This window comes from Desulfobacterales bacterium, from assembly GCA_034520365.1.
Lineage (GTDB): Bacteria > Desulfobacterota > Desulfobacteria > Desulfobacterales > Desulfosalsimonadaceae > M55B175.
The window spans coordinates 13482-27516 of sequence record JAXHNP010000007.1 but is presented as its reverse complement, the minus strand read 5'-3'; the positions used below and the strand labels follow the sequence as shown (position 1 = coordinate 27516).

General features: G+C 52.5%; 12 protein-coding genes. 5 read left to right on the top strand and 7 right to left on the bottom strand.

The genetic code is table 11. The annotated features are described in order from the left end of the window. Window positions 1-665 precede the first annotated feature (665 nt). Both U5L07_14475 and U5L07_14470 read left to right on the top strand, forming a co-directional pair. The gene (locus U5L07_14475; GenBank protein ID MDZ7832949.1) at window positions 666-1976 is read left to right on the top strand and encodes an aminotransferase class I/II-fold pyridoxal phosphate-dependent enzyme; all 1311 of its coding nucleotides are present in this window, start codon (window positions 666-668) and stop codon (window positions 1974-1976) included. A gap of 32 nt (window positions 1977-2008) precedes the next feature. Continuing rightward, the gene (locus tag U5L07_14470) at window positions 2009-3838 is read left to right on the top strand and encodes a chloride channel protein (protein MDZ7832948.1); all 1830 of its coding nucleotides are present in this window, start codon (window positions 2009-2011) and stop codon (window positions 3836-3838) included. On the opposite strand, the gene truA is transcribed toward U5L07_14470, so the two are convergent. Continuing rightward, entirely contained in the window at window positions 3802-4566 is a 765-nt protein-coding gene (gene truA, locus U5L07_14465) for a tRNA pseudouridine(38-40) synthase TruA (protein MDZ7832947.1), read from the bottom strand. The genes U5L07_14470 and truA overlap by 37 nt on opposite strands. 292 nt (window positions 4567-4858) lie before the next feature. Here truA and argJ point away from each other — a divergent pair, with 292 nt between their 5' ends. Beyond that, window positions 4859-6061 (top strand): bifunctional glutamate N-acetyltransferase/amino-acid acetyltransferase ArgJ, encoded by a 1203-nt coding sequence (gene argJ / locus U5L07_14460; GenBank protein MDZ7832946.1) that lies wholly within the window; start codon window positions 4859-4861, stop codon window positions 6059-6061. A gap of 43 nt (window positions 6062-6104) precedes the next feature. Here argJ and U5L07_14455 read toward each other — a convergent pair whose 3' ends face one another. Beyond that, window positions 6105-6353 (bottom strand): hypothetical protein, encoded by a 249-nt coding sequence (locus U5L07_14455; protein MDZ7832945.1) that lies wholly within the window; start codon window positions 6351-6353, stop codon window positions 6105-6107. 284 nt (window positions 6354-6637) lie between these two features. On the opposite strand from U5L07_14455, the gene U5L07_14450 reads away from it, so the two are divergent. Both U5L07_14450 and U5L07_14445 read left to right on the top strand, forming a co-directional pair. Continuing rightward, on the top strand, window positions 6638-7402 hold the full coding sequence (locus tag U5L07_14450) for a pseudouridine synthase (protein ID MDZ7832944.1): 765 nt from the start codon (window positions 6638-6640) through the stop codon (window positions 7400-7402). A 120-nt stretch (window positions 7403-7522) separates the two neighbouring features. Next, the gene (locus tag U5L07_14445; protein ID MDZ7832943.1) at window positions 7523-7894 is read left to right on the top strand and encodes a hypothetical protein; all 372 of its coding nucleotides are present in this window, start codon (window positions 7523-7525) and stop codon (window positions 7892-7894) included. 20 nt (window positions 7895-7914) lie between these two features. On the opposite strand, the gene U5L07_14440 is transcribed toward U5L07_14445, so the two are convergent. The 5 genes from U5L07_14440 to U5L07_14420 all read right to left on the bottom strand — a co-directional run bounded on the left by U5L07_14440 (window position 7915) and on the right by U5L07_14420 (window position 14035). Beyond that, entirely contained in the window at window positions 7915-10983 is a 3069-nt protein-coding gene (locus U5L07_14440; protein MDZ7832942.1) for an HAD-IC family P-type ATPase, read from the bottom strand. Between the two features lie 43 nt (window positions 10984-11026). Beyond that, complete coding sequence (locus U5L07_14435) at window positions 11027-11530, bottom strand: hypothetical protein (GenBank protein MDZ7832941.1); 504 nt, start codon at window positions 11528-11530, stop codon at window positions 11027-11029. A 276-nt stretch (window positions 11531-11806) separates the two neighbouring features. Then, complete coding sequence (locus tag U5L07_14430; GenBank protein MDZ7832940.1) at window positions 11807-12100, bottom strand: DUF5132 domain-containing protein; 294 nt, start codon at window positions 12098-12100, stop codon at window positions 11807-11809. Between the two features lie 136 nt (window positions 12101-12236). Beyond that, entirely contained in the window at window positions 12237-12845 is a 609-nt protein-coding gene (locus U5L07_14425; protein MDZ7832939.1) for a class I SAM-dependent methyltransferase, read from the bottom strand. A 14-nt stretch (window positions 12846-12859) separates the two neighbouring features. Then, on the bottom strand, window positions 12860-14035 hold the full coding sequence (locus tag U5L07_14420; GenBank protein MDZ7832938.1) for a BtaA family protein: 1176 nt from the start codon (window positions 14033-14035) through the stop codon (window positions 12860-12862).

The following is a 14035-nucleotide window of genomic DNA, read 5'->3' as shown; positions in this document are numbered from 1 at the left end:
GTTTTTCTGGTCCGGATGATCGGGTATATGAAAAGGGGTGACGTGATGATCAATGATATAGCGATATCTGTTAAGCCAGGAAGTGACGACCTTTCTACCATCCCTTATGATGTGTATAATGACGGCGTCCGGAAATGCACTCCGGATTAAAGGAAAGCATGCGGCGAGATGATAGTTCGTCTCGATATAGACGTCTTCTTTTTTTTTTGCGTGACGATATATTCTCGGAATTTTAAAATAATACTTTTCATATAATGTGGGATTGCGGGCGATTAACTGATGGCTCCGCCGTCTGAAGGCGGGTCGGGGTTCATGAAGACTCCAGGCGTTGGCAATATGATTATTAAATAGTTTCGTGAAAAAGTCGGTGCCCGTCCTCCCTGTCGATGTGATAAACCCGAACATTTATTATTGTACCTCTGCTGTTTCCTTTTATTGAAGGGGAGTTTAGCTTTCATTATTATGTTTGCGGACGATTTTCAATCCCTTTATGGACGATTTTCATAAAGGAGCTGCCCGGGATTATTCTTGCGATTAATGTTAAAAAAAGATATATTTCCTTGGTTATAATGGTCAAGGTTAAATAAACGACTGGAATACGATAAGTTGTTCACCCCGTGGTGTGATATTACAATTTCGATCGCAGAAAGAAGAAGGAATTTTTCATGAATCCGATTGCTGAACAATTAAATGCTGTCATCCAAGAGGCCAACCCCCATTTATTCGATATGCTCTCAGACGTTGGAAAAGCGCTTTTTTTTCCCAAGGGCATTTTAAGCCAGAGTGCTGAGGCCAAGGAAAAGGCAAACCGCTTGAATGCCACCATCGGCATTGCCAAGGAAAACGGGCGCCCCATGGCGCTTCCCTCGGTCATGGCCCTGATGGAAGGGCTGGAGCCGGAAAACGCGCTGACCTATGCCCCCTCCTTCGGGCTCCCGGAACTGCGGAAAGTCTGGAAGGACGCGCTTTTTGAAAAAAACCCGTCCCTTGCCGGAAAGTCTGTCAGCCTGCCGGTGGTGGCCAACGGCATTACCAACGCCATCAGTGTGATCGCCGACGTGTGGGTGGATCCCGGCGATGTGATCATCCTGCCGGATATGATGTGGGGCAATTACAACATGATTTTAAGCGTCCGCAAAAAAGCGGCCATCGTCAATTACCCCATTTTCACAGATGCCGGCGGCTATAATACGGCGGCTTTTGCCGAAACCGTGCGCAAGCAGGCGGAAACCCGGGATAAGATCTGCGTGCTTTTGAATTTTCCGCACAACCCCACCGGCTACACAATCACGGCGGATGAGGCCGACCGCATGGTAAGCGTTTTAAAGGAGGTGGCCGAAGCCGGCACCAATGTGATCGTAATTTGCGATGACGCCTATTTCGGGCTTTTTTATGAGGAGTCCGCCCTTAAAGAATCGATTTTTGTAAGACTCTGCGGCATCCACCCCCGGCTTTTGCCCATTAAGTTAGACGGCGCCACAAAAGAAAATTACGTCTGGGGCCTCCGGGTCGGATTTATGACCTATGGGGCGAGCTTTGACGGTGATCCGGCCACTGTATATGATGCGCTGGAGAGAAAAACCGCGGGCTGCGTGCGGGGAAATATCTCTAATGCCTCTCACTTGAGCCAGTCCATTGTTTTAAAGTCCATGGAAAGCAGCACGTATCCGGAGGAAAAGGCCCATAAGTTTGAGCTGATGAAATCCCGGGCAGATAAAGTCAAGCAGGTCCTTAAAGATCCCAAATACGATGATGCCTGGACCGTCTATCCGTTTAACTCCGGGTATTTCATGTGCGTGCGGCTTAAAACCGTGGGCGCGGAAAAGCTGCGCAAGCATCTGCTGGATCAGTACGGGATCGGGGTGATCGCTTTAGGGGAGCACGACATCCGGATCGCGTTCTCCTGTCTTGAGGTCTCGGATATACAGACGCTTTTCGATGACATGCGCCAGGCGGTGGCGGATTTAACCGGGTAGCGGACTGCCCTGAACTATAACCGGCGTCTACCATGAATATCTTTTTGCCAGCCCAGAAAATAGCAGCGTCTTTCAGGCAGCGGTTCAATCCGTTTGATTTCGCCCGGGCCGGCAAATGGATGTTTTATTTTGTATTGATCGGCATTATCGCGGGGCTGGGCTCCGTGGTATTTCATTACCTGTGCCAGGCGGGCAGCCATTTTTTCATGGATATGATCGCCGGCTACCGCCCGCCGGCGCCGGCGGGCGAGCAGCACCTGTTTCACCCCACCAGCACTTCCTTTAATCGCTGGATTCTGTTATTTCTGCCCGCCTTCGGCGGCATCTTAAGCGGCTGGCTGGTCTATACATTTGCCCCGGAAGCCGAAGGCCACGGCACGGATGCCGCCATTGAGGCCTATCACAACAAGGGCGGGTACATGCGGAGCCGGATTCCGCTCATCAAAACCATCGCCTCGGCCATCACCCTGACCACCGGGGGCTCCGGCGGCCGGGAGGGGCCCATCGCCCAGATCGGCGCCGGATTCGGCTCGTTTCTGGCCACCCGCTTAAACCTCTCGGAGCGCGAACGCCGGATCATGCTCGCGGCCGGCATCGGCGCAGGCGTCGGCAGTATTTTCCGCGCGCCCCTGGCCGGCGCCCTGTTCGCCTCGGAAGTGCTCTACCGGGACCCGGAGTTTGAATCCGAGGTCATCATTCCGGCGGGGATTTCCTCGGTGGTGGCGTATTGCCTGTTCTGCATTGTGTTCGGCTGGGGCTCGCTGTTTGATTCACCGGATGTCATGTTTCGAAATCCCCTGGAGCTCGGCCCCTATGCGGTGCTTGCCATGGTGCTGGTGGTGCTTAGCTACATTTATGTGAAATCCTTTTACGGAACGATGCAAGTTTTTAAGCGCATCTCCCTGCCCAACCACATCAAGCCGGCCATCGGCGGGCTCTTGACGGGCATCATCGGTTTTTTTCTGCCCCAGGCCCTGGCCTTTGGATACGGGTTTGCCCAGCAGGCTATAAATGGGCAATTGCCGATTTTAATTCTTTTCTCCATTGCCATCGGCAAGATCTTTACCACGTCCTTTTCCATCGGCTCCGGCGGCTCCGGCGGGGTGTTCGGGCCGTCCGTGGTTATCGGCGGGGCCATGGGCGGGGTTGTCGGCCAGATCTTTAACCAGCTCATGCCCAACGTGGTCGCACACCCCAGCGCGTTTGTGGTGGTGGGCATGGCCGGATTTTTTACCGCGGTCTCCAATGCCCCCATCTCGACCATCATTTTTGTCAGCGAAATGACCAACTCCTATCAGCTGCTCCTGCCCAGTCTTTTTGTCTGCTCCATTACGTATCTGGGGGCCAAGAATTGGACCATTTACGAAAAGCAGGTGCAGAATCGCGTGGCCTCGCCCGCCCATGCCGGGGAATTCATGGTGGATGTGCTCCAGATGATGAAAGTAAAGGATCTCATGCACCTGGCCCGAAAGGTGGAGAGCATCCCCCAGGATATGCCGTTTTCAGAGTTTAAGACATTTTTCTCCAAAACCAAGCAGCATTATTTTCCGGTGATGAATGAGAACAACCGGATGGTGGGCATTTTTTCTAGCACGGATGTGCGGGGCGTGCTGTTTTCCCCGGAAATCGAGCACCTGGTGGTCATGAAGGATATCGCCACCTCCGAGGTGGTCTCCACCACGGCATCAGAGGATTTGAATACGGTGCTGCAGAAATTTACCACCAAGAATATCGACAGCCTGCCGGTGGTGGCGGAAGACGATCTGGGGGTGCTTTTGGGCATGTTAAACCGCCGGGATGTGATCGCCTTCTATAACCGGCAGATTCAGCGGCTTAAGGGCACGGCCACGGTGTCTGCATAGCTTACCTCAACCAGAAACAGCCCGTGGGCCGGGGCGGTGGGACTTGCCAGGGCGCGGTTTTGAGCCGTTAAAATTTCTTTGAATTTTTCCGGGGTAATTTTGCCAAGGCCCGCATCTGCGAGCGTACCCGCGATATTTCGCACCATGAACCGCAAAAATCCGTTGGCAAAAATTTCAAAGCAGAAGATATCCCCGGCTTGGGTAAATACCCGGGCGTCATAAACCGTTCGCTGCGAATGGGATCTGGGGCTGCCGCTGGCCTCAAACGAGGAAAAATCATGGGTGCCCACAAGGTGGGCGGCGGCCTTTCGCATGGCCGTGACATCCAGCGGCCGGGGAATAAACCAGGCATACTGCCGGCAGATGGCAGACGGAATAGGACGATTCAGGATCCGGTAGCGGTAGGTTTTTAATTTGGCGTCATACTGGGCGTGAAAGTTATCGGGTACTTTTTCGCAGCCGCGGATCACGATATCATCCGGCAGCAGGCTGTTTAAGCCTGCCACAAACGCCTCCGGCGGAAGGTTTTTGTCACAGTGAAAATTGGCCGTCTGGCCCAGGGCATGCACCCCGGCATCGGTTCGCCCCGAGCCGGTCAGCCGGACCGGGGCCTTTACCATTACGGAGATGGCGGATTCGATGGTTTCCTGGATGGTCCGGGCATTTTTCTGCCGCTGCCAGCCGTGGTAGCCGGTGCCGTCGTATTCGATGGTGAGTTTGAAGTTCAAGGTGTTAGGTGCTTAGGGTTTAGGGTTTAAGGTATAGGGTATAGGGTTTTCCGTCTTACTCTTAATCTTACTCTGAAATGTTCAGGGTTTTATGGGATAGGGTGCCAAAATCCGGGAATTAATTCAACCACAATGCCAATCGTTCCCCTCTATCTCTGAAAAAATCAGGGGAGGCTGTCCCCCTCTACTTCTGAAAAAATCAGGGGAGGCTGTCCCCCTCTACTTCTGAAAAAATCAGGGGAGGCTGTCCCCCTCTCCCTCTGGGAGAGGGTCAGGGTGAGGGTAAAAACAGATTTACATCAACAAGCAAGCGGAGCAGACAATGGTAAACGGATTCAAGACGGGCGCAGTGGGGTCCGGGCTGAAAAAAACAGGCGCCCCGGATCTCGGGCTGATCTACTCAGAAACAGATGCCGCGGTGGCCGGTGTGTTTACAACCAATCAGGTAAAGGCGGCACCGGTGATACTTACCCAAGAGCGCATTAAGGCCGGCCGCTGCCGGGCCGTGGTGATAAACTCCGGAAACGCCAACTGCTGTACCGGAAACCAGGGCATGGCCGATGCCCGGGCCATGGCCAAAATGGCGGCCGAGGCTTTGCAGATTCCGGAAGAATCCGTTCTGGCGGCCTCCACCGGGGTGATCGGAAAGCCGCTTGATACCGGAAAAATTGAATCCACCATGCCCGCCCTGATTTCCGGTCTATCCTATGATGGCTGGCCGGATCTGGCCCAGGCCATGATGACCACGGATACGGTGCCCAAAGTCGTAACCCGGGATATCCGGATAGGAGAGAAAACCTGTACGATAACCGGCGTGGCCAAGGGCGCGGGCATGATCCGGCCGGATATGGCCACCATGCTCTGCTTTGTGGTAACTGATGCCGCAGCCTCCCCGGAAACCCTCGGGAAAATGCTTAAAACCGCCAATGAGCAGTCGTTTAATCGGATCACCATTGACGGGGACACCAGCACCAATGACACGGTTCTGCTGCTGGCCGGGGGCGCCGCCGGGGTAGAAATTGAAGACGCAGAATCGGCGGAACTGTTTCAAGCCGCCTTGAATGAATTACTCACAAGCCTGGCCAAAATGATTGTCAAGGACGGGGAGGGGGCGACCAAGTTCGTGGAGATTGGGGTGAAGGGAGCCACCTCTGATTTGGATGCCAGAAAAGTGGCGGATACAGTGGCCAATTCGAATCTTGTCAAAACCGCCTTGTTCGGCGAAGATGCCAACTGGGGGCGTATCATGGCGGCTGTCGGCCGCTCAGGCGCGGACATACTGCCGGCATCGATAGATATCTATTTTGACGCGGTCAAAATCGTGCAAAACGGGGAATGGGCCGGGGATACCGCGGAAGCCCAGGCGACCCAGACAATCCGGCGGCCGGAATTCCGGATCACCATCGATCTCAATCACGGCACAGGCACAGCCACGGTGTGGACCTGCGATTTTTCCATTGATTATGTCAAAATCAACGCGGATTACCGGACCTGATATCCGGCACACAGTTCAGAGTTCTAAGTTCACAGTTCACAGTTCACAGTTCACAGTTAAAAAATTCAATACCGATCTGCAATGCGTTCCTCTCGGCAATGTCAGCATCCACGTATCTGACCTGAAAATAGCCCGCATTGACAAAAATCGGTTCCAGGTCAAGTCTTGCCGCAAATCCGGCCGGCCGCACATCCCCGTCCCACAGCGCCATGGAGGAATAGAAGATGTTTTTGTGCTGGCTGCCAACCAAAATACAAACAGACAACCATTTAAATGCTGATTGAAATTTCATGTTAATACCTCCTGATCTTTTGTTAAAATTCGGTTGCGCCTGGTCATTATTTCGTAACCTGCGTTAAGGCTCGAAAATCATGCTACTTTGGGGTATTCCTTTGTTACTGTTAAGAAATCGTGACTGTTTTGTGACAAACGCATGAATTTTCGCCATTAATTCGTAACACTTTATAGGCTATTGGCTTTTTATGATTTTTAAGGTTTCAGGGGCTTGTCATAGAATTGTCATGAAGTGTAAGAAGGCTTGCATATGGCAAGCGAATGCCGCAGAGTTATTGAATTATGTCGAAAATTGGCGTTAACGCGGGCGGCCCGTTTGAACTGAGGCAGAACACCATGAATGAAATGATTCGTCTACAGAAATTTTTGTCAGAAGCCGGAGTGTGTTCCAGGCGAAAGGCAGAGGCTTATATCCGGGAGGGCAAAGTCAAGGTCAATGGCCGCGTTATCACTCAGATGGGGGTTAAGATTGATCCGGATAAGGATGTTGTCGAAGTCTCTGGACGCGCTGTCACTTCCGCGGGGCCTGATATATACATCATGCTGAATAAACCTGCAGGCTACATCAGCAGCTGCCGGCATGCCAAACGCAAAATCGTGCTCGATCTAATCGATATTCCCCATCGTATCTATCCGGTGGGGCGGCTGGATAAAGACTCCACCGGGCTTCTGCTTTTAACCAACAATGGACAGCTGCATTATCATCTGACCCATCCGTCTTTTGACCATGAGAAAGAATACGCGGTAAAGACCCAAAAGCCGGTTTCAGACGCTGATCTGGCCGCCCTGGCAGGCGGTGTAGAACTGGATGGCAAGCTCACACGGCCGGCGGTAATTAACCGGCAGGGCAGTCACGAATTTCGGATTATCCTGCAAGAGGGCAGGAACCGGCAAATCCGCCGTATGGTAGAAACCCTGAATAACGAGGTGGTTCACCTGCACCGCGTTCGCATGGCGACATTACATCTCGGGGATTTACAAGCCGGGCAGTGGCGGTATTTATCAGCGGACGAAATTGAAAGCCTAAAGCGTTTTTGTGGGTTTTGACCGCCTCTTTGAAATCAAAAAATAATATACCCTTAACGAATTTGTAACAATTATCCGGTAATTGATGATTAATGTATGTTTGCCAGAGATAAAATCTGTAAAAACAGGAGAAATAAAAGAATGGCGCATTATATTCATCATATTCCCGGCCGGCTTCGGGTCAGAAATCCGATGTTTAGAGATAATCCGCCGCTATTGGATGAAGCCCGGAATTGTTTTAAGGATGCTTCCGGAATCAAGCAGGTTTCCGCAAACGCATTAACCGGCAGCCTGACCGTGAGGTATGATCCGGAGATTTTATCGCCCGAGCGGATTCTTCAGATTTTTGAGGATTGCCAGTATGTTGATCTGAAACAGGCGGCCACGCTGGATACCCATCTGAATGAGTCCTTTAACAACGCCGGCAAATATGTGGGACGGGCCGCTTTGAGCGTAATGGTTGATACGGCCCTGAAAGGCTCCGGCCTCTCGTTTTTATCCGTATTGATATAGCCCCCAAATATAATTAATCCTTAAACCGTGAAGTTACTTAGAAGCCGTTTGCGGGCAATCTGGGCGGGTGTTTTGGAGTGGAGGAGGCTTTTAATTGTCTCATTGCCCGTCAATGAGAGCAGGGCGGCGCCGAAAACAATAGCCGTGTCGACCGGCCTGAGGGGGGCCAGCTGCAGAAAGTTTCGGAGGCCCGGGACGAACATGGTACTCAGGTGCAGCCCGATGGACCCGAAAACCGCGAGATTCAGCCAGTTGTTTCCGGGGCGCCGGTAACTGGATAAAACAGTTTGATTCTCCGTCCGGCAGCTGAATGCATGCAGGAGCTGGCCCAGGGTCAGGCTGTGAAAGGCAAGGGCTGAGGCCTGGGCGCCAAATCCGTATGTCAGCAGCCCATACCCGTAAGCGCCCATGGCGGTTCCCGTGATCACGCCGGATTCCCGCATCATGGTGCCATAATCAGACCGGTTGAATATAGGCTCATCATAGGGGCGGGGCGGGTGCTCAAGCACATCGGTGTCCGGCGGCTCAAGGGACAGGGCAAGGCCCGGGAAAATATCCGAAATGATATTGATCCAGAGAAGCTGCATGGCGGTAAGCGGGGAGCCCAGCCCAACTCCCATGGATGCGGCCACGAGCATGATCTCGGTAAAATTCGTGGACAAAAAGAAATGAACGGATTTCTTGATATTGGCATACGTGGTGCGGCCGTGCCGGACCGACTGGATGATCGTATCCAAATGGTCCTTTGCAAGCACCACATCCGCCACATCCCGGGCAACGTCCGTGCCGTCCCGGCCCATGGCGATGCCCACATCCGCCGCTTTAAGCGCGGGCGCATCATTGATCCCGTCGCCGGTCATGGCCACGACTTTGCCGCTTGCCTGAATGGCCTGCACGATTTTGAGCTTGTGCGCCGGGCTGACCCTGGCATACACATGGACTTCCGCGGCCCGTTCCTTTAATTCATCCGGCGTCACTCCCGCCAGTTCCTCGACATCCATTAACTTGAGCGGCCGGCCGTTGCTCAAATCAAGTTCCCGGGCCACGGCTTCAGCGGTCAAGGGCTGATCTCCGGTGATCATGACGGTCTGGATTCCGGCCTGGTGGAATGCGTGTATGGCCGCCTTGACATTCTGCCGGAGGGGATCCCGCAAAGCGATCAAGCCCAGCCAGACGTATCCATTGGGTGACCGGGTCTGTTTTAAGTTCTCAACGGTTCGAAAGGCTGCCCCGAGGATCCGGTAGGCCTTTCCGGCCATCCGCTTGTTTTCGGCTTTTATGCTTTTGCGGTCCTCGGCTGTCAGGGGCCGGATTTCGCCATCAACCATGTGAAAGCCGCACATCCCCAGCACGTCTGCGGGGCTGCCCTTGACCGCGTGCAGAAACTTGTCCGCCGGGGCCGTGTGGATGGTACTCATAATCGGGTGTTTTTCAGACCGGTGGTTGACTTCCAAAAGTTTGTGCTGCTTGCGGATGGATTTTACATCCATATGATGCCTGAGCGCCGCATGCACCAGGGCGTTTTCCGTGGGGGAGCCGATCAGTTCAGGATCACAATTTTCATTATTGCCGTTGATTTTCACCTGGCTGCAGAGAAAGCCCACAGTCAGGAGCTGATCAAGCTCAGGGATCTTTCCGGATGCCACTGCTTCGCCTGCCAGCTGAAGCCGACCATTGTCAAGATCCAGCCGTTTTTTACCGGTATAGACCTCAGCCAGGGTCATCCGGTTCCGGGTAATGGTGCCGGTTTTATCCAGGCAGATCGTTTGCACCGCCCCAAGGGTTTCTACAGCCGGCAGATGCCGGATCAGAATACCGTATTCACGCATTTTATTCATGCCCAGCGCAAATGTCGTGGTGGCGGCGGCAGGCAGGCCCTCCGGCACCGCGGCCGCGGCCAGCGAAACCGATACCCGGAGGAGGTTTAAGATATTAAACCCCCTTAAGAGCCCCACACCGAATACCCCGGCACAGACTCCGCCCCAGAGCATCACCAACTGGTTGCCGGTCCGGTCCAGCTTCGTTTCAATCGGCGGTTTTGGCGGGGTGGTGTCCTGCAGAAGGGCTTGGTACTGGCCGAAGGCAGTATTCGGTCCTGTGGCCACCACGACCGCCTTGCCCCATCCGCCGGTGACAACAGAGCCCATAAAGGCCATGTTTTTCCGCTCGGATATCGGCAGGTCTTTTTTCTTTAGCGCTTTGGTGAATTTTTCCACCGGCAGGCTCTCTCCGGTAATACTTGATTCATCAATGGTCAGGGATGTTGCCTCAACAATCCGGGCATCGGCGGCAATATAAGTACCGGGTTTTAAGACAAGGATATCGCCGGGCACAGCGGTTTCCGAGGCAATCTTGACGGCCTTGTTCTTTCTGATCACCCGCACTGGCGGGGGAACAATTTTCTGGAGGGTCTGTATGGTTTTTTCAGATTGTCGTTCCGTGGCAAACCCGATGACCGAGTTAACGCCTAAGACGCCCACGATAACCGCGGCATCCACAATCGCACCCAAGGCTAAGGAGAGGCCGGCCGCCGCCCCCAGCAGGCCAACCGGCAGGGATTTAAACTGGTCGGCAAAGATGGAAAATCCGGTCCGCTCGCGCCGCTGAGGCAGGATATTGCGCCCGTATAACTTCAGCTTACCGGCTGCCGCATCCTCCGATAATCCGGCTGAGGCTTCGGCGCCAAGTATTTCCATGGTCCGCGAGATGCTTCGGCGGTGCCAATCCTCCATGGCAGCAAACGTCTGCGGGTCGATCGGGTTTGTTTCCCCTGCAGCAGGGGAGTCAGGTGAGAGATTGGCAGAAAACGGGATGTTGGAGGCATTGGGATGTAATATGTGAAATAGCCGTTCGGCAATGGTTTCATGGGGAATGTTCTCATCAAAGCAGACCAGTGCTTTGCCGGTGGAAACGGATACAGATACTTGGGAAATCTCTTTTTGCCTGGAAAGCGCCTCTTCAATCTGCGGTTTCAGAAAGGGAGCGGCTTTTAACCCATAGATACGGAACCGTCCCCGGCCGGGCACCCGGCTGTGAACCGTTTGGACCAAAAATTCCGAGGGCAATGGATGCGGGTCGGCATTTTTCATTTGTAAGCTCTATACATGCTTTAGGGGGTTGTGGGCTTACGGGTTATTCACCGCCGTCATCATCTATGGCTTCGCTGTCCATCAAGGACTTGGTGAAAACCCCAAGAGCATACCAGAAAACCGTATACCAGGGCGGAAGCCTGACTTCCGAGCGCATCAACTGGTAAATACCCGTACCCACCAGCATCAGGAAAATCAGAACCGGCAGGTCAAGTTCCCCCCGGCTGCGGTTTTTGACAAAGCGGTTGCTTACGGTAAAGGAGTGGTAGACTTTTTGCCTGACCGGCGTGCCGTCTGCTTGGGGTATTGTCAGCTGAAAGAGCTTGTCTGTATTTAAAAGCTCGGCCAATTGCCCGGCATCGGAAAAATCCCCTTCAATCAGCAGGCTGCCGGTTAACGGATTGGGGTGGATGGCTTTGACCCCGGCAATCCCTTTCAGGTTTTCCTCCAGAGATTTAAAAAATGCCGGATCATTCTTTTTCTGCTCGATCCGAATCCGCGCCCGGCCGCTTGTCAAGTGAACGATTTTTCCTGTTGGCAGATCCATTAAAATCGCCTGTTAGTCTGATATCTCGTTTAGTTGGGCATTAGCAGGAAGTTTAGGCACAAATATCGGGTTTGATTTTTGGGGCTCGGCAAAAATCAAAAATTTTTTTGAAAATCGAATTATAACAGTCTCGTAAAAACTCAATTGTGAGATGGCAAAGCAAAATGTTCAAGATCGCGGCGCGCAAATCCAGAGGAATGCAGCGTACATAGGAGTACGTGAAATTCCGAGGGATGCAGCGCAACAAAGATATTGGACTTTTTGCGAAGCCATCAATTACGAGGCTTTTTTACTGGCCGTGGCGGCGGATTTCTTGGCTGCTTCACCGGCTTTTGTGGATTCATTCAGCTCGGATCTGGCCTCTGCGGTTAAATCCTCGAAAGTTTCGCGCGTTTCGGCCGCAACGACTTTTCCCTTGTCAACCAGGTAAAGACTGCCCTTGATGGATTCTTTGAGCAGCGGCTTGCCGACGCTGGCGATCACTTTTGCGGCAACGGGGACCAGAATGGCAGCCCCGACCCCGATCGCAATGCCGTAACCGACATTACCGTTTCGAATAAAATTAAACATCGTGCGCCTCCTTTTTAAATAGATAAACGCCCTATAATAAGTATTAGAAGGTTGAATTATAGGTTTGTCAAGTTACAATTGTGTGACAAATCGCGTTTTTATCTTTTTCGGCGGGAGCAGATGGGGGGCACGTACTTTACGGCAGCTTTCTGCCGATATAAATAAAATACTCCCACAATCCGCCATAAGCAACCCGGATGTGCATCGTTTCAGGATGGAAATTCAGCGTTAATTCCGGCAGCAGATGACTTTCCATTCGCACATGATTGATCTGCATCCATGTTTTAAAAGGTTCAAACGGGGAGTCATGGAAGTCCACGGCTGCAATAAGACCGTTTGGAGAGAGATCAGCCGCTGCACAGCGGATGGCATGGCTCCAGCCCGGGTTGATCATAGAGAGTGTATACGAAAAGACAATCAGGTCAAAGGGGTGATCTGGATCTAGGGGCAGGTCATAGGCCGTATTGATCAGGCGGATCTGATGATTGTGTTTACCCAAATGTTTTCGGGCCACGCATAACATTTCGGCTGACAGGTCCATGCCGACGATGTGTGCGCTGGGGAACAGGCGGGATAAAGCAGCCAGGTTTTTGCCCGTGCCGCAGCCGATTTCAAGAATTCTGCCGGGGGCACAGGATTCGCCGATTGTTTGAATCAATTGATTTCTGCCGAAAAGAAACGTCCAGCGCGTGGCGTCATAGATTTTCGAATGTATTTTATAGTATCGCTGCAATGCGGCTGTCATTTGCTGTATGCCCTTTACCCGATAACTTCCGCAAAATGGAGGCTGCCATAGGTGCCCACCCGGTCCTGCCGGTGAAGCGGCTCGCTTAACTCTGGCCTGAATTGCAAAGCGGATTTGGCCGTATGGGGAAGAAAGCTGTGATCGATACCTGCGGAACGGAATAAAATTTTCGTTTTCGGCTGGCTGTTTTTTAATATCAATTCCCATTCTGCCATCAACTCCTCCGGCGAATGCCCGGCCATCCAGTCCTGGTGATCAAGCAGGATAAAGTGTGTGAATTTGCCCGGATGGGTTTCTAAAAAATGGGTCAACGTGGTGGTATACGTTTTTATTTTGTGAATGCTTTCCCGTAAGCAGTTGAAGTTTTCTTTTTTCAGATAATTCGGACAGCAGTCGGGAGAATAATTGCCGGTGAGATAGACCCGCCAGAAATAATTTGACTGCATCGGCACTTCGGTGAATACGTGCCTTAGCTTGTCCTTGATATAGCAGCTCAATCCGCCGGGATAGTTTTCTTTGATCAGCCGGATCTGAGCCCCGGGGACCCCCGCCATGGACATGAAAGCCGGACGCTGCAGCAGCCATGAGTTGAACCGGTCCCACAGCAGGGTTTCTATCTTTTTATAGACGATTCTCTGCTCCTGAAGATTTTTGGCGGAAAGCAGGTCAATAAGGTAAGGGCGGGCCTTTTTCTTGATGTGATAGAGGTAACCCCTCAGGCACCAGGCTAGCAAACCCGATGTGCCGTGATGATAAAATGATTTTCGGAATTTCTTTTTTTTGTTGAAGTAAGCGATGTTGCGGCACCAGAAGTCACGGGCATAACGGGGCAGGTGATGCCGCAAATTTTCGTATATGGTGCGATAATTTTCATGCACGCCGTTTCCGAACATGCGATAAAAGTCTTCATAATTGCCATGCTGAATCAGGGTGCGCTTTAATTCCAGCAGGGCATTCTGGCGGGGATTGACGTCAATTGAATAAATCTCTGCCGGTGCGTCCAGCAGATAGTCCAGGGCATTGCAGCCGGCGCTCGTAATCATCACCACCCGGCTGTCAGGCGTTAGGTTCAATAACTGGCGATCAATCCAGGGGTCCTCCCAGCAGGTGTTATAGATCAAGTGGTGGCCGTGGACGTGCTGAAAAAACCAGTCGTTGAATTTGTCAAAAGATTTTAGAAGATTTTCCAT

Bases quoted from the DNA above. Each gene is read 5' to 3' on its own strand.
- U5L07_14475 (MDZ7832949.1), top strand. From the start codon at position 666: ATGAATCCGATTGCTGAACAATTAAATGCTGTCATCCAAGAGGCCAAC.
- U5L07_14470 (MDZ7832948.1), top strand. From the start codon at position 2,009: ATGAATATCTTTTTGCCAGCCCAGAAAATAGCAGCGTCTTTCAGGCAG.
- U5L07_14455 (MDZ7832945.1), bottom strand. From the start codon at position 6,353: ATGAAATTTCAATCAGCATTTAAATGGTTGTCTGTTTGTATTTTGGTT.
- U5L07_14450 (MDZ7832944.1), top strand. From the start codon at position 6,638: ATGTCGAAAATTGGCGTTAACGCGGGCGGCCCGTTTGAACTGAGGCAG.
- U5L07_14445 (MDZ7832943.1), top strand. From the start codon at position 7,523: ATGGCGCATTATATTCATCATATTCCCGGCCGGCTTCGGGTCAGAAAT.
- U5L07_14440 (MDZ7832942.1), bottom strand. From the start codon at position 10,983: ATGAAAAATGCCGACCCGCATCCATTGCCCTCGGAATTTTTGGTCCAA.
- U5L07_14435 (MDZ7832941.1), bottom strand. From the start codon at position 11,530: ATGGATCTGCCAACAGGAAAAATCGTTCACTTGACAAGCGGCCGGGCG.
- U5L07_14430 (MDZ7832940.1), bottom strand. From the start codon at position 12,100: ATGTTTAATTTTATTCGAAACGGTAATGTCGGTTACGGCATTGCGATC.
- U5L07_14425 (MDZ7832939.1), bottom strand. From the start codon at position 12,845: ATGACAGCCGCATTGCAGCGATACTATAAAATACATTCGAAAATCTAT.
- U5L07_14420 (MDZ7832938.1), bottom strand. From the start codon at position 14,035: ATGGAAAATCTTCTAAAATCTTTTGACAAATTCAACGACTGGTTTTTT.